Annotated in this window: 11 protein-coding genes; 7 read left to right on the top strand and 4 right to left on the bottom strand. The window is 64.7% G+C overall.

The window, feature by feature from the left end; genetic code table 11:
* The first annotated feature begins 1 nt into the window (after position 1).
* Positions 2-859, top strand: a complete 858-nt coding sequence (locus tag ACNFH5_RS04215; RefSeq protein WP_416744448.1) for an efflux RND transporter periplasmic adaptor subunit — start codon at positions 2-4, stop codon at positions 857-859.
* On the opposite strand, the gene ACNFH5_RS04210 is transcribed toward ACNFH5_RS04215, so the two are convergent.
* The 3 genes from ACNFH5_RS04210 to ACNFH5_RS04200 form a co-directional block, all read right to left on the bottom strand.
* Positions 840-2018, bottom strand: a complete 1179-nt coding sequence (locus ACNFH5_RS04210; protein ID WP_416744447.1) for an MFS transporter — start codon at positions 2016-2018, stop codon at positions 840-842. The genes ACNFH5_RS04215 and ACNFH5_RS04210 overlap by 20 nt on opposite strands.
* A 142-nt stretch (positions 2019-2160) precedes the next feature.
* Positions 2161-2631 (bottom strand): MaoC family dehydratase, encoded by a 471-nt coding sequence (locus tag ACNFH5_RS04205; RefSeq protein WP_416744445.1) that lies wholly within the window; start codon positions 2629-2631, stop codon positions 2161-2163.
* Complete coding sequence (locus tag ACNFH5_RS04200) at positions 2628-3581, bottom strand: lysophospholipase (RefSeq protein WP_416744443.1); 954 nt, start codon at positions 3579-3581, stop codon at positions 2628-2630. The genes ACNFH5_RS04205 and ACNFH5_RS04200 overlap by 4 nt, the downstream gene beginning before the upstream one ends.
* Positions 3582-3887: 306 nt before the next feature.
* On the opposite strand from ACNFH5_RS04200, the gene fadD2 reads away from it, so the two are divergent.
* Positions 3888-5576, top strand: a complete 1689-nt coding sequence (fadD2, locus tag ACNFH5_RS04195; protein WP_416744442.1) for a long-chain-fatty-acid--CoA ligase FadD2 — start codon at positions 3888-3890, stop codon at positions 5574-5576.
* Between the two features lie 76 nt (positions 5577-5652).
* Here the strand turns inward: fadD2 and ACNFH5_RS04190 are convergent, their stop codons facing one another.
* Complete coding sequence (locus ACNFH5_RS04190; RefSeq protein WP_416744440.1) at positions 5653-5889, bottom strand: YdcH family protein; 237 nt, start codon at positions 5887-5889, stop codon at positions 5653-5655.
* Positions 5890-6336: 447 nt separating this feature from the next.
* On the opposite strand from ACNFH5_RS04190, the gene fadD1 reads away from it, so the two are divergent.
* The 5 genes from fadD1 (at position 6337) to hrpA (ending at position 14985) form a co-directional block, all read left to right on the top strand.
* Positions 6337-8022 carry a long-chain-fatty-acid--CoA ligase FadD1 gene (fadD1, locus tag ACNFH5_RS04185; protein ID WP_416744439.1) on the top strand — a complete coding sequence of 562 codons (1686 nt, stop codon included), beginning with the start codon at positions 6337-6339 and terminating at the stop codon, positions 8020-8022.
* An 84-nt stretch (positions 8023-8106) separates the two neighbouring features.
* Complete coding sequence (locus ACNFH5_RS04180; RefSeq protein ID WP_416744437.1) at positions 8107-9792, top strand: methyl-accepting chemotaxis protein; 1686 nt, start codon at positions 8107-8109, stop codon at positions 9790-9792.
* 226 nt (positions 9793-10018) lie between these two features.
* Positions 10019-10270, top strand: coding sequence for a GlsB/YeaQ/YmgE family stress response membrane protein (locus ACNFH5_RS04175; RefSeq protein ID WP_416744436.1), 252 nt, complete (start codon positions 10019-10021; stop codon positions 10268-10270).
* A gap of 11 nt (positions 10271-10281) precedes the next feature.
* Positions 10282-10758: a hypothetical protein gene (locus tag ACNFH5_RS04170; protein WP_416744434.1), complete on the top strand. Its 477-nt coding sequence runs from the start codon at positions 10282-10284 to the stop codon at positions 10756-10758.
* Positions 10759-10923: 165 nt separating this feature from the next.
* Positions 10924-14985: an ATP-dependent RNA helicase HrpA gene (gene hrpA, locus ACNFH5_RS04165; protein WP_416744432.1), complete on the top strand. Its 4062-nt coding sequence runs from the start codon at positions 10924-10926 to the stop codon at positions 14983-14985.
* Positions 14986-15082: the final 97 nt, after the last annotated feature.

The following is a 15082-nucleotide window of genomic DNA, read 5'->3' as shown; positions in this document are numbered from 1 at the left end:
TATGCGCGGTTACCTTCGCGTAGCGGTCACTATCATTCTGGTCATCGCCGCGGTCATGGCCGGCACCTGGCTGTGGCGTTACTACATGCTGTCGCCCTGGACCCGCGACGCGCGCGTGCGCGCCGACGTGGTGGTGATAGCGCCGGATGTTTCCGGCTGGGTCACCGACCTTGCCGTGCAGGACAATCAGCAGGTCAAGGCCGGCGACCTGATCATGCGTATCGACCACGAGCGCTACGCGGCGAACCTAGAGCAGGCCAAGGCCCTGGCCGAGACCCGGCACCAGCAATACCTGTTGCGTGTGAGCGAGGCGTCGCGGCGCAGCAAGCTCGGTATCGCCGCGATCAGTGCCGAGGACAAGGAAACCGCGCAGATCAACGCCGCCATCGCCAAGAGCGAATACGACGAGGCGCAGGCCCAGGTGCGTCTGGCGCAACTGAATCTGACCCGCAGCGAAATGCGCGCCCCGCGCGACGGCCAGGTCACCAACCTGCGCCTGGCCCAGGGCAACTACGCCCAGGCCGGCCAGGCGATGATGGCGCTGGTGGACCAGAAGTCCTTCTACGTCACGGCCTATTTCGAGGAAACCAAGCTGCCGGGCATCCGCGTCGGCCAGCCGGCCCAGGTGGTGCTGATGAGCGGCGACATCGCCATCGATGGCACTGTGGAAAGCATCAGCAGCGGCATCACCGACCGCAATGCGATCCCCGACAGCCAATTGCTGGCCAACGTCGAGCCGACCTTCAACTGGGTGCGCCTGGCCCAGCGCATCCCGGTGCGCATCCACTTGGACAAGGTGCCCGAGGGCGTACACCTGAGTGCCGGGATGACCGCCAGTGTCACCGTAAAGGAGCGCTGATTCCCTCCGCCTGGGGTTCGCGCCCGAACCAGCAGGACAGCGCTGCGCACAGCACCGACGCCGCTACCAGGCTGATACCGACCCAGGGCGTCCAGGCGATGCCGGCGAGGCTGATCACCGCGCCGCCCAGTGCCGCGCCGAGGGCCACGCCCAGGTGCATCGCCGATGTATTCAGCGCCACCCCTGCGCTGCCGCTGGCCGGGTCGCTGGCCAGCAGGTAGCTCTGCACGGCCGGCGAGATCATCCAGCTGATGGTGCTCCAGACCATCAGCGCACCGAGCAGCAGCCACGGATGACCGAGGCTCAGTGGAATCGCCAGCATCGCCAGGCCGAACAGCACCGGGACCACGACCAGCGCACGGCGATGGCCGAGGTGGTCGCTCAGCCAGCCCCCCAGGTAGCCGCCGCCTATGGCCGCCAGGCCGATCAGCAGCAGGGTCAGGGCGATGCCCTGGCTGTCGGTTATCCCGGCGACCTGCTGGAACCACGGCGTGATGTAGGCGAACAGGGTGAAGTGCCCGCCCAGCAGGAGGATCGACACCAGTTGCGCCAGGTTCAGCGCCGGGCTGCGCAGTTGGCGTTTGTAGGCTGCGCCATTGGCCGGACTATCCAGCGCCCGACGGGGCAGGGCGATCTGCAGCAGGACAGCCAGGGGCAGCGAGTAGAGGGCGATGGCGGCGAAGATCCAGCGCCAGCCGAACCATTCGTTGACCAGCACGCCGGCCGGCACGCCAAATACCAGCGAGCCGCTGATGCCCATGAAGATCAGCCCGAGGGCGCGGCCGCGTTGCGCCGGCGGCGCCAGCTCCACGGCCAGCAGGCTGGCCTGCATGATCAACAGGCCACAGCAGGCAGCCATGCCGATGCGCATCAGCAGCAGCGACACATAGCCGGGGCTCAGCGCGGCGCCGGCATTGAAGGCGGCGAATACGAGCAGGGTGATCACCAGCAGCCGGCGACAGTCGGCGCCACGGGTCAGCCAGCCGAGCGAGGGCGCGGCGATGGCGAAACTCAGGGAAAACAGGCTGGTGAGCTGCCCGGCGAGGCTGAGGGAAACCTGCAGGTCAGCCGCGAGCGAGGGCAGGATGCCGGTGAGGATGGCCTCGGCGAGGCCCGCGGCGAAGGTGCAGAGGGATAGCAAAAGCAGTCGAAGGTCCATGGCGGCTCCGATTCCCGGTGAGGGGTTTCGGGCACGAAGCCTTCGGTTATCCCGGATGGATGTGAGGTGACGAGGGCAGGGTAGTCGAGCGGAAAACTGTATACAAGTTTCCGGGGCCGGATGGCCGGCCCCGGAACATACGTCAGCCGACGGTGATCGGCGGCAGGGCAGGCAATTCGATGTTGAGCTTCTCTGCGGGGGCCAGCACTTCGGCCTCGCCTTTCACCACGGCTTTGCCGTCCTGGTTGAGCACCACGGTGCCGATGCGCACCCGGTTCTTCGGCAGTTTCTCCAGCACTTCCAGTTCCACGGTCAGCTGGTCACCGAGCTTCACCGGGCGGGTGAACGCCAGGTTCTGGCCGAGGTAGATGGTGCCCGGGCCGGGCAGGGTGGTAGCGATCGCCGCGCTGATCAGCGCACCAGTCAGCATGCCGTGGGCGATGCGTTCCTTGAACTGGGTGGTAGCGGCATAGTCGGCGTCCAGGTGTACCGGGTTGCGGTCGCCGGAGACCTCGGCGAACAACTGGATGTCGCGCTCGGTCACGTTGCGCTGGAAGTTGGCCTTCTGGCCGACTTCGAGTTCTTCATAAGGGACGTTCTGTACGGAAGTCATAAGGGCTCCTCGGATTTCTCGACCTGCGGGACCGGGCACTGCACGCCCAGCCAGTCGATCAGGTTGGCGGTGACCTCATCGCGGTTGCTCTCGTTGAACAACTCATGGCGAGCGTCGGGATAAAGCTTCAGTTGGACGTCACGAACCCCGGCACGAGTCATCGCCTGGGCAAGATCGCGCAAACGCTTGCCCTGGCTGACAGGGTCGCGTTCGCCGCCGATCACCAGTACGGGCAGGTCGTTGCGGATGGCTGCCAGATGTTCGATCGGCGTGATGTCTGCCAGTCCGCCGAGCAGGTCCAGCCATAGCTGGTTGCTGCAGCGGAAGCCGCACAGCGGATCGGCGACGTACTTGTCGACTTCGGCCGGGTCGCGGCTGAGCCAGTCGAAAGCGCTGCGATTGGGCTTGAAGGCCTTGTTGAACGAGCCGAAGGACAGGAAGTCGATCAGCGCGCTGCGCCCCAGCGGGCCCTGGCGCCAGTGCTCGAAGCGGGCGGTGGCCCGTGCGCTCTTGTACAGCGCCACCGGCTGGTAATTGGAGCCGGACAGTACTGCTGCCTTCACGTTGGGGCTGTGTTGCATGAGGTAGGCGCTGCCGATGTAGCTGCCCATGCTGTGGCCGAGCAGGATGATCGGCAGGTCCGGGTGCTCCTCGCGCACATGCTGGTTGAGCGTGTGCAGGTCGCCGATCACCTTGCCCCAGCCGCCACGGTCGGCGTAGTGGCCCAGCTCGCCATTCTCGGCGGTGCGGCCGTGGCCGCGCTGGTCGATGGCATAGAGGTGGTAGCCGGCGGTATTCAGGGCCAGCCCCAGGCGTTCGTAGCGGCCGGCGTGCTCAGCCATGCCGTGGGACAGCATCAGGGCGCCGCGGGACGGGCCTTCCGGCGCCCAGTGGCGGGTATAGAGCGGTGTCTCGTCGCTGGCGGGGAGCCAGTAGGCGGCGTAGGGCATGGGGTCCATCCTGTTTCTTGTTCGTCGATTCTTATTGGAATGGGGCCATGGAGCGGGCCGGACGGGGCGATTCTGCCACGCCGGGACATCTTCTGTATGGATTGCTGACAGCACCCGGCCGATGTCGTGTAAGGCCCGTCCTAGGCGGCCGTCGGCTCTATCCCGCGCCACGCCGGGATGGTGGCGCAAGATTCACGCAGTCTATGACGCCGTCTGGAGTCTTTGCGATGACCAAAGGAACTGCTAGCTTCCGTCGAATGACCGCAATGACGGTTCGGTTTCGCTCAGGTATGAGGACAAGAATAAATGCAACCTGATTTCTGGAACGACAAACGCCCGGCCGGCGTGCCCAGCGACATTGACCTGACCGCCTACAAATCGGTGGTGGAAGTCTTCGAGCGCTCCTGCAAGAAATTCGCCGACCGTCCGGCCTTCAGCAACATGGGCGTGACCCTGACCTACGCCGAGCTGGATCGCCTGTCCGCCGCCTTCGGCGCCTACCTGCAGAAGCACACCGACTTGAAGCCCGGCGACCGCATCGCCGTGCAGATGCCGAACATCCTGCAATACCCCATCGCCGTGTTCGGCGCCCTGCGCGCCGGCCTCATCGTGGTCAACACCAACCCGCTCTACACCGCTCGCGAAATGCGCCACCAGTTCAAGGATTCCGGCGCCCGCGCGCTGGTCTACGTGAACCTGTTCGGCAAGCTGGTGCAGGAAGTGCTGCCCGATACCGGCATCGAATACCTGATCGAGGCGCAGATGGGCGACCTGCAGCCCGCGCTCAAGGGCCTGCTGGTCAACACCGTGGTCAAGCACGTGAAGAAGATGGTGCCGGAGTACAACCTGCCCCAGGCCGTCTCCTTCAAATCGGCCCTGCGCCAGGGGCGCGGCCATGGCCTGCAGCCGGTCAAGGTCGGCCTGGAAGACATCGCGGTGCTGCAGTACACCGGCGGCACCACCGGCGTGGCCAAGGGCGCCATGCTCACCCACGGCAACCTGGTCGCCAACATGCAGCAGGTGCACGCCTGCCTGCAGCAGCACGGCCCGGACGGCAAGCCGCTGATGCAGGTCGGCAACGAGGTCATGATCGCGCCGCTGCCGCTGTACCATATCTATGCCTTCACCGCGAATTGCATGTGCATGATGGTCAACGGCAACCACAACGTGCTGATCAGCAACCCGCGTGACATCCCCGGCTTCATCAAGGAGCTGAAGAAGTGGCGCTTCTCCGCGCTGCTGGGCCTGAATACCCTGTTCGTCGCCCTGATGGATCGCCCGGAATTCAAGGAACTGGACTTCTCCAACCTGAAGGTCACCAACTCCGGCGGCACTGCGCTGGTCACCGCCACCGCCGAGCGCTGGAAGGCGATGACCGGCTGTACCGTGGTGGAAGGTTACGGCCTGACTGAAACGTCCCCGGTGGTCAGCACCAACCCTTACGGTGATGCGGCGCGTCTGGGCACTGTCGGCCTGCCGGTGCCGGGCACCGCGCTGAAAGTCATCGACGACGACGGCAACGACGTCGGCCTGGGCGAGCGTGGCGAGCTGTGCGTGAAGGGCCCGCAGGTGATGAAAGGCTATTGGCAGCGCCCGGACGCCACCGCCGAGGTGCTGGACGCCGAAGGTTGGCTGCGCACCGGTGATATCGCGGTGATCGACCCGGACGGTTTCACCCGCATCGTCGATCGCAAGAAGGACCTGATCATTGTCTCCGGCTTCAACGTCTACCCCAACGAGATCGAGGACGTGGTCATGGCCCACCCGAAAGTCGCCAACTGCGCGGCGGTCGGCGTGCCGGACGAGAAATCCGGCGAGGCGGTGAAGCTGTTCGTCGTCGCCCGCGAAGGCGGCGTGACCGTCGAAGAGCTCAAGGCCTACTGCAAGGAAAACTTCACCGGCTACAAGGTGCCCAAGCACATCGTGCTCAAGGACGCCCTGCCGATGACTCCGGTAGGCAAGATCCTGCGCCGGGAGTTGCGCGAAACCGCCTGACGCCAGCGTGAATGAAAAAGGGGCTGATCCAGGATCAGCCCCTTTTTATTTTTGGCGGGTAGACGGCCAGGGCCGATCAACCACCACAGCCGCCGCAGCAGCCGTCCTTTTTGCGCAGGATCTCGTAGAGATCGTCCTTGAGCTGCAGCTTCTGCTTCTTCAGTGTTTCGATGGTGTCGTGCGAGGCGGGAGTGATGCCGGCTTCCATGTTCTTGATCTCCTGGTCGAGATCGTTGTGGCTATGGAAGAGCTTGGCGAAATGCGGGTCTTCGGCTTTGAGGCGGGTAATCTTTTCACGGAATTCAGGAAACATGAGGGTTCTCCAGGAGAGTGCAGAAGCACTTTGCGGTATCCGCAACCGGCTTATGTTGAGGTAGATCACTGAAGGCTTCGCAACGATGGAGCTCCCCGAAACCGCCCAATCGAACGCGGACGAATCTTCCCAGTAACGGGACAGATCTGACCCAGAGCCCCCATCCTTTTTCCGGTTTCATTTCCCTGAAATCTACTTTGTCAGACAATCCAACAAGGCTGCGAGCCTTCTGGGACGGGCCTTTCCGACGAAAGGAAGGTTAGTGACCGAAAAGCCTGTCTCTGGTCATTTTTCTTACGGACGAGGCTGTGTTTGGTGCTGGTCGCTGTTTCCCAAAGCTGATAATCTCGGCCCGCTTTTCGCTCCCCGAGCAGGGGAAAGCGACATAAACACAACAAAGAACCGCGAACGCGGTAAAGATGAGCTGTTGCTTAGGAGTGGGCTTCCATGACCGACAATTTCTGGAAGGACAAATACCCAGTGGGGATCGCTGCCGAGATCAACGCTGACCAGTACCCGAACATCCTCGCGGTACTCAAAGAATCCTGCCAACGTTTTGCAGACAAGCCTGCCTTCAGCAACCTGGGCAAGACCCTGACCTACGGCGAGATGTACAAGCTCTCCGGGGACTTCGCCGCCTACCTGCAACAGAACACTGATCTCAAGCCCGGCGACCGCATTGCCGTGCAGCTGCCCAACGTGCTCCAGTACCCGGTCGTGGTCTTCGGCGCCATGCGCGCCGGCCTGGTGGTGGTCAACACCAACCCGCTGTACACCGCGCGGGAAATGGAGCACCAGTTCAATGACTCCGGCGCCAAGGCGCTGGTGTGCCTGGCGAACATGGCGCACCTGGCCGAGGAAGTGCTGCCCAAGACCGGTATCCGCAACGTCATCGTCACCGAAGTGGGTGACATGCTGCCGCCGCTCAAGCGCTTCATCGTCAATTTCGTGGTCAAGAACATCAAGAAGATGGTCCCGGCCTACACCATCCCCAATGCGCAGAAGCTCACCGACGTCCTGGCCAAGGGCCGTGGCAAGGCGGTGAAGGAAGTCTCGCCGCACAACGACGACGTCGCCGTGCTGCAATACACCGGCGGCACCACCGGCGTGGCCAAGGGCGCGATGCTGACCCACCGCAACCTGGTCGCCAACATGCTGCAGTGCAAGGCGCTGATGGGTGCCAACCTCAATGAAGGTTGCGAGATCCTCATCACCCCGCTGCCGCTGTACCACATCTACGCCTTCACCTTCCATTGCATGGCGATGATGCTCACCGGCAACCACAACATCCTGGTGACCAACCCGCGCGACCTGGCCAGCATGGTCAAGGAACTGTCGCAGTGGAAGTTCACCGGCTTCGTCGGCCTGAACACCCTGTTCGTCGGCCTGTGCAACAACGAGGGTTTCCGCAAGCTGGACTTCTCCGCGCTGAAGCTGACCCTCTCCGGCGGCATGGCGCTGCAACAGGCTGCTGCCGAGCGCTGGAAGGACGTCACCGGCTGCGCCATCTGCGAAGGTTACGGCATGACCGAAACCAGCCCGGTGGTGTCGGTGAACCCGTTCCAGAACATTCAGATCGGCACCATCGGCATCCCGGTTCCGTCGACCCAGTGCAAGGTCATCAGCGATGACGGCCAGGACCTGCCGCTGGGCGAGCGTGGCGAGCTGTGCGTCAAGGGCCCGCAGGTGATGAAGGGCTACTGGCAGCGCCAGGAAGCCACCGACGAGATCCTCGACAAGGACGGCTGGCTGCGTACCGGCGACATCGCGATCATCCAGGAAGACGGCTACATGCGTATCGTCGACCGCAAGAAGGACATGATCCTGGTGTCGGGCTTCAACGTGTACCCCAACGAGCTGGAAGACGTGCTCGCCACCCTGCCGGGCGTGCTGCAGTGCGCCGCCATCGGCATCCCGGACGAGAAGTCCGGCGAGGCGATCAAGGTCTTCGTGGTGTCCAAGCCGGGCGTCACCCTGACCAAGGAGCAAGTCATGCAGCACATGCACGACAACCTCACCGGCTACAAGCGTCCCAAGTCCGTGGAGTTCCGCGACAGCCTGCCGACCACCAACGTCGGCAAGATCCTGCGCCGCGAATTGCGCGACGAAGAGCTCAAGAAGATCAGGGCTTAAGCCGATATACAAGAAACCCGCCGCAAGGCGGGTTTTTTGATGGGGCAAGGAAGCCATGTCCCTTATCCGCTTGAGGTGAACGCCTTGAACACTGCCCTCCGTTTGCGCGCCAAGGTCCTGCTCCTGGCCATCGTGCCGATCCTGCTCCTCACCCTGCTGCTGTGCGCTATTTCCACCATCGCCTTGAAGCAACTGGCGAGCCAGCAGGAAGCGCAGATCCGCGAGAACCTCACCCAGGACCGCGAAGCCCAGCTGAAGAATTTCGTCGATGTGGCGCTGGCTGCCGTTGGCCCGGTCTATCAGGCCGCGACGCAGGGCGATGCCCAGGCGCGCGAGCAGGGCATCGCGATCCTCAAGCGCCTCGAATACGGCAAGGGCGGCTACTTCTGGGGCTATGACACTCGCTCCGTGCGCGTCTTCCAGGGCACCAGCGACGAGCGTCTGGGCGAGGACTTCAGCGGCTATCGCGACCCCAATGGTGTCTATGCCATCCGCGAACTGGTGGCGGCGGGGCAGAGCGGTCAGCACTACGTGCGCTACAGCTTCACCCTGCCCGGCGGCAACGCCATCGTGCCGAAGATCGGCTACGCCCACTTCCTGCCCAAGTGGAACCTGGTGTTCGGCACCTCGCTGAACCTCGATGATGTCGAGCGCGAAGTGAAGGAAGCCGGCGCCGCTTTCGATGCCAAGATCGACAACCTGCTGCTGCTCATGGGCGGCTCCGCGCTGGCGCTGGTGGTGGTGATCGGCCTGCTTGCCGGGCTGTTCAGCCGCACCATCGTCCAGCCCATCGTGCAGGTACGCGACAATCTCGACGACATGGCCGCCGGTGACGGCAACCTGACTCATCGCCTGAACTTGGGCCGCCATGACGAGTTGGGCGAACTGGCGGGTTCGTTCAACCGTTTCGTCGAGAAGATTCATGTACTGGTGCAGCAGGTCGCCGGCACCACAAACCAGTTGTCGGGTCTGGTGGGCGACGTGGCCCAGCAGGCGCAGCGCTCCGAGCGCGCAATGGACGGGCAGCGCCACGAGACCGACCAGGTTGCCACCGCCATCAACGAGATGACCGCCGCCGCCCAGGAAGTCGCGCGCAGTGCACAGCAGGCGGCCGATGCCGCCCAGCAGACCGACCGCGAAGGCCAGGCAGCCAAGCGCGAAGTGGACCTGTGCGTCTCGCAGATCAACGACCTGGTGGGCGAGGTGCGCAGCAGCAGCGACTCCCTCGACACCCTGCGTCAGGACGTGCAGGGCATCGTCGGCGTACTGGAAGTGATTCGCTCCATCGCCGAGCAGACCAACCTGCTGGCGCTCAACGCCGCCATTGAAGCGGCCCGTGCCGGCGAGGCCGGGCGTGGTTTCGCCGTGGTCGCCGACGAAGTCCGCGCCTTGGCCAGCCGCACCCAGCAGAGCACCGGGGAAATCCAGCAGATGATCGATCGCCTGCGCGGCACCACGGAAGGCTCGGTAAGCGCCATGCAGCGTGCCAGCGACATGGCGGAACGCACCCGTGGCCAGGCCAACCAGGCCGGTCAGTCGCTGGACGCCATCGCCCAACTGATCGGCACCATCAATTCGATGAACGCCCAGATCGCCAGTGCCGCCGAAGAACAGACCGCTGTGGCCGAAGAGATCAATCGCAGCGTGCACCAGATCGCTGGTGGCGTGGACAGCGTGGCGGACGACGCCGCCAAGGGCGCGCGCACCGCGACCGAGTTGAACGGCCTGGGCGAGCGCCTGCGGCAACTGGTGGGCCAGTTCCGCATCTGAGCTGACAGCGCCGCAACGTGGACGGATCGGGAGCGCTCAGCGGGGCGCTCCGATGGGCTACAGGCGCAATCGCCAGTGCGCATCCTTTCAATATCAACCACCGGCGCCACGGCGCTGGTGATAGTAACCATTCCCCGTCGCGCTTTTCGGAAATCACCGATATCTCCGCACCTGTGCCGCTCGTAGTCTCGGCCGCGCTTTTCCACTCTTGCGGAGATTTAGCGTCATGCACCTTATCTGGACGATCTGTATCGGCTTCGTTGCAGGGCTTGTTGCGCGGTGGCTGGCCCCCGGGAGCAACTCCCTGGGCTTCTTCATCACCGCAGCCCTGGGGATTGCCGGCGCGCTGCTGGCGACCTTCGCGGGCCAGGCATTGCACTTCTACCAACCCGGCGAGTCCACGGGCTTCATTGGCGCGGTCATTGGCGCAATAGTCCTGCTCGTCCTCTACCACGTGCTGTTCGTGAAAAAGAACTGAGAGAAGTCGCCATGAGCTTGATGGATTCGTTGTTGCAGCAGGTAGTGGGTGCCGTTTCCGAAGAGCACCTTGATAACGCGCCCGCCGGCGTATTGGGGCAAAGCCTCGCCGCCATGTTCCATTCCGATCAGACGCCGCCCTTCGCCAGCACGGTGAGCCAGCTGTTCGGGCAGTCCAACGATCTACAGCGCGCGGGTATGCTGAACCAGCTACTGGCTGCTGCCGGTCCCGCGTTACTCAGCCAGATGATGAGCGGCGGGCTGGGCAGGGTGCTGCAACCTGGCGCCACGCAAGTGACCCCGGAGCAGGCCAGCCAGTTGAGTCCGTCGGATGTGGAAGCCATGGCCGCCCAGGCGGAAAAGGCCAATCCCGGTGTGGTCGAAAGCATCGGTCACTTCTACGCCCAGCACCCCACGCTGATCAAAACCCTGGGTGGCGCCGCCCTGGCCATCGCCCTGGCCAAGCTGCGCGAGCACCAGCAGGGCTGAGTCGAGCCGGGGCGCAATGCCCCGCCAATCCGGGCCGCCATGTAATCGGCGTGGCGGCCCGTGCCGGTCTTTTGCGACAATTCCCCCATTGTCGCCATGACAGCCCACTTCAGGGACCGGCCCCGCACCTGCTCGCGCCGCTCCCGCCTGATGCCCGCGAAGCCGATGACCACAGACAGCACGCCGACTCCCGAACAGCTCCTGCAGCGCATGGATCACGCGATGATCCGCGACCGCCATCGCCTGCGCCGGCAGCTCCACGAACTGCGCAAGCAGCCTGATGAAGCCAAGCTCGCCCAGTGGGCCGAGCGTTTCCAGGCCTCCTGCGCCAAGGTCGAGGCGCGCCGCGCGAGCATCCCGAAGATCCGCTACGACGATAGCCTGCCGATCGCCGCCAAGCGCGACGAGATCAAGGCTGCGCTGGAAAAGAGCCAGGTGGTGGTGATCGCCGGCGAGACCGGCTCGGGCAAGACCACCCAGCTGCCGAAGATCTGCCTGGAGCTGGGCCGTGGCACGCACGGTCTGATTGGCCACACCCAGCCGCGCCGGCTGGCTGCGCGCAGCGTGGCGACCCGCGTTGCCGAGGAAATCGGCACGCCACTGGGTTCGCTGGTCGGCTACCAGGTGCGCTTCGAGGACCAGAGCGACGAAAACACGCTGATCAAGCTGATGACCGACGGCATCCTGCTGGCCGAGACCCAGCATGACCGCTACCTCGAACGCTACGACACGATCATCGTCGACGAAGCCCACGAGCGCAGCCTGAACATCGACTTCCTGCTCGGCTTCCTCAAGACGCTGCTGCCGCGCCGGCCCGACCTCAAGCTGATCATCACCTCGGCGACCATCGACCTGGAGCGTTTCTCCAAGCATTTCGGCGACGCACCGATCGTCGAGGTCTCGGGCCGCACCTATCCGGTGGAAACCTGGTACCGCCCGCTGGCGGCGGAAGTGGACGAGGACGGCGAGGCGCTGTTCGACGACCTCTCCGTGGACCAGGGCATCCTTCGCGCGCTGGACGAGATCGCCGCCCATGAGCGGGAAGTCGGCAAGCGCCCCGGCGACGTGCTGGTATTCCTCCCCGGCGAGCGCGAGATTCGCGATGCCGCCGACATGCTGCGCAAGGCCAACCTGCGCCACACCGAAGTGTTGCCGCTGTATGCGCGCCTGACGCCGGCCGAGCAGCAGAAGATCTTCGCGCCCATGCCGGGACGCAAGATCGTGCTCGCCACCAACGTCGCCGAGACCTCGCTGACGGTGCCGGGCATCCGCTACGTGATCGATAGCGGCACCGCGCGTATCAGCCGCTACAGCTATCGCGCCAAGGTCCAGCGCCTGCCCATCGAAGCCGTCTCGCAAGCCAGCGCCAACCAGCGCAAGGGCCGTTGCGGCCGGGTCGAACCGGGCATCTGCGTGCGCCTGTACAGCGAAGAAGATTTCAACGGTCGCCCGGCCTTCACCGACCCGGAGATCCTGCGTACCAACCTGGCGGCGGTGATCCTGCAGATGCTCCACCTGCGCCTGGGCGACATCGAGGCCTTCCCCTTCATCGAGCCGCCGGATGGCAAGGCGATCAACGACGGCTTCACCCTGCTGCAGGAACTCTCGGCAGTGAACCGCGAGGGCCAACTGACGCCGCTGGGCCGCCAACTGGCGCGCCTGCCCATCGACCCACGCCTGGGCCGCATGCTGCTGGAAGCGGCACAACTGGGCAGCTTGCCGGAAGTGCTCACGGTGGCCAGCGCGCTGTCCGTGCAGGACCCGCGTGAGCGGCCGATGGATCGCCAACAGGCCGCTGACCAGGCCCACGCGCAGTGGAAGGACCCTGACTCGGACTTTGCTGCGCTGATCAACCTCTGGCGCGGCTTCGAAGAACAGCGCCAGGCGCTGGGCTCGAACCCGCTGCGCAACTGGTGCCGGAAGAATTTCCTGAATTACCTGCGCCTGCGCGAATGGCGCGATGCGCACCGTCAACTGACGCTGATCTGCCGTGAGCTGCAGCTGCCCTTCACGAAGCCGGACCGTGGCACCGGGAGGAGCGAGCTTGCTCGCGAACAGCCCAACGCTGCGAAGTCCCAGGACAACAAGGGCGTCGGTAAAGACTCGAAGAGCGTTCGCGAGCAAGCTCGCTCCAACAAGGGAACGGAACCGGAGGCGAAGCAGCGCGACATCGACTACGCCGCCGTGCACAAGGCGATCCTCTCCGGCCTGCTCAGCCAGATCGGCCAGAAGGCGGAGGAGGGCGATTACCTCGGCGCGCGTCAGCGGCGCTTCTGGATTCATCCCTCCAGCGTGATCGGCCGCAAGAAACCGCAGTGGATCATGGCCGCCGAACTGGTGGAGACCACCAAGCTGTTCGCCCGCATGGTCGCGAAGATCGAGCCGGACTGGCTGGAGCCGCTGGCCGGTCACCTGGTGAAGAAGAACTACCTGGAACCGCACTGGGAAAAACGCCGTGGCCAGGTGGTGGCCTACGAGCAGGTCACCCTGTATGGCCTGATCATCATTGGCCGCCGCGCCGTGCATTACGGCCCGATCGATGCGCCGGTATCCCGCGAGATGTTCATCCGCGAGGCGCTGGTGCGCGGCGAGATCAACAGCCGTGCCAAGTGCCTGTCGGCCAACCGCCAGTTGCTGGAGAAGCTCGACGAGCTGGAAGCCAAGGCGCGCCGGCGCGACATCCTTGCCGACGAGGAAACCCTGTTCGCCTACTACGACGAGCGCCTGCCGGCAGATATCTACCAGTCCGCCAGCTTCGAGAAATGGTACGAGCGCGAGCACAAGGCGAAGCCGGACCTGCTGATCATGCGCGAGGAGGATGTCCTCGCCCGTGACGCCAGCGAAGTCACCGCCGGCCTCTACCCGGACCGCCTGCAACTGGGCGAGCTGCAATTGCCGCTCACCTATCACTTCGAGCCGGGCCACGTGCGTGACGGTGTCACCGTGCGCGTACCGGCGCCGCTGCTGCCACAGTTGGCCGCCGAACGCCTGGAATGGCTGGTGCCGGGGCTGCTGGAAGCCAAATGCATCGAATTGGTACGCAGCCTGCCCAAGGCGATCCGCAAGAACTTTGTGCCGGTGCCGGACTTCGTCCGCGCCGCGCTGGGCAAGATGGTCTTCGCCGAGGGCGCGCTCCCAGAATCCCTCGGTCGCGAGCTGCAGCGCATGACGGGCAGCCGCGTGTCGGAAGAGGCTTGGGCGGAAGCTGAAACCCAGGTGGAAAGCCACCTGCGGATGAACATCGAAGTGGTCGACGCCCGTGGCAAGTTCCTCGGCGAAGGCCGCGATCTTGCCGAGCTAACCGCGCGCTTCGCCGAGGCCAGCCAGGCCGCGTTGGCGATTCCGCAGGCGGACAAGCCGCAGAAACCGGTGGAGGCCAAGGGCTTTGGCGAAGTGGCGCAGAAGGTCCAGCAGAAGGTCGCCGGGCTGTCGATGACGGTCTATCCGGCGCTGGTGGAAGAAGCCGGCGTGGTCAAGGAGAACCGCTTCCCGACCCAGGCCGAGGCTGAATACCAGCATCGCCGCGCCCTGCAGCGCCTGCTCCTGCAGCAGCTGGCCGAGCCGGCAAAGTTCCTGCGCAGCAAGCTGCCGGGGCAGACCGACATGGGCCTGCTCTACCGCGAGCTGGGCCGCGTCGAATCGCTGGTGGAAGACATCCTGCTGGCCAGCCTGGACAGTGCCATTCTCGAAGGTGAAAGCAATCTGCCGCGCGACGGCGCCGGGCTTGCGTCACTGGCCGAGAAGAAGCGCGGCGCCTGGACCGAGCACGCCGAGCGCGTCGCCCGCCTGACCCTGGAAATTCTCAAGCTCTGGCACGGCCTGCAGAAGCGCTTCAAGGGCAAGGTCGACCTGGCCATGACCGTGCCGCTGAATGACGTGAAGGGGCAGTTGGCCAAGCTGGTCTACCCCGGCTTCGTGCGCGACACGCCGCTGGAATGGCTGAAGGAATACCCGCGCTACCTGAAGGCGATCGAACAGCGCCTGGACAAGGTTGCCGGACAGGTGCAGCGCGACCGCGTGTGGAGCGGCGAGATGGCCGGCTACTGGGAACAGTATTCGGCGCGCCTGGCCAAGCATGCCCAGGAAGGCAAGCGCGACCCGGAACTGGTGGCGTACCGCTGGATGCTGGAGGAGTACCGCGTCTCGCTGTTCGCCCAGCAGTTGGGGACGAAGCTACCGGTGTCGGACAAGCGCCTGTCGAAGCAGTGGAGCCAGGTCGAGGCCTGACGCTGGATTCCCTGTAGGAGCGAGCTTGCTCGCGGACCGTTTCCCGGCGGATCTGAAGCTGGGCGGGTTCGCGAGCAAGCTCGCTCCTACGCAACAG

Origin of the sequence: Pseudomonas sp. NY15435, assembly GCF_048068295.1 — a bacterium.
Lineage (GTDB): Bacteria > Pseudomonadota > Gammaproteobacteria > Pseudomonadales > Pseudomonadaceae > Pseudomonas.
This window is presented reverse-complemented; position numbering and strand designations above follow the sequence as displayed.

Coding starts and splice junctions, on each gene's coding strand:
- ACNFH5_RS04190 (WP_416744440.1), bottom strand. CDS start 5,889: ATGTTTCCTGAATTCCGTGAAAAGATTACCCGCCTCAAAGCCGAAGAC.
- ACNFH5_RS04215 (WP_416744448.1), top strand. CDS start 2: ATGCGCGGTTACCTTCGCGTAGCGGTCACTATCATTCTGGTCATCGCC.
- fadD2 (WP_416744442.1), top strand. CDS start 3,888: ATGCAACCTGATTTCTGGAACGACAAACGCCCGGCCGGCGTGCCCAGC.
- ACNFH5_RS04210 (WP_416744447.1), bottom strand. CDS start 2,018: ATGGACCTTCGACTGCTTTTGCTATCCCTCTGCACCTTCGCCGCGGGC.
- ACNFH5_RS04175 (WP_416744436.1), top strand. CDS start 10,019: ATGCACCTTATCTGGACGATCTGTATCGGCTTCGTTGCAGGGCTTGTT.
- ACNFH5_RS04200 (WP_416744443.1), bottom strand. CDS start 3,581: ATGCCCTACGCCGCCTACTGGCTCCCCGCCAGCGACGAGACACCGCTC.
- ACNFH5_RS04170 (WP_416744434.1), top strand. CDS start 10,282: ATGAGCTTGATGGATTCGTTGTTGCAGCAGGTAGTGGGTGCCGTTTCC.
- ACNFH5_RS04205 (WP_416744445.1), bottom strand. CDS start 2,631: ATGACTTCCGTACAGAACGTCCCTTATGAAGAACTCGAAGTCGGCCAG.
- hrpA (WP_416744432.1), top strand. CDS start 10,924: ATGACCACAGACAGCACGCCGACTCCCGAACAGCTCCTGCAGCGCATG.
- fadD1 (WP_416744439.1), top strand. CDS start 6,337: ATGACCGACAATTTCTGGAAGGACAAATACCCAGTGGGGATCGCTGCC.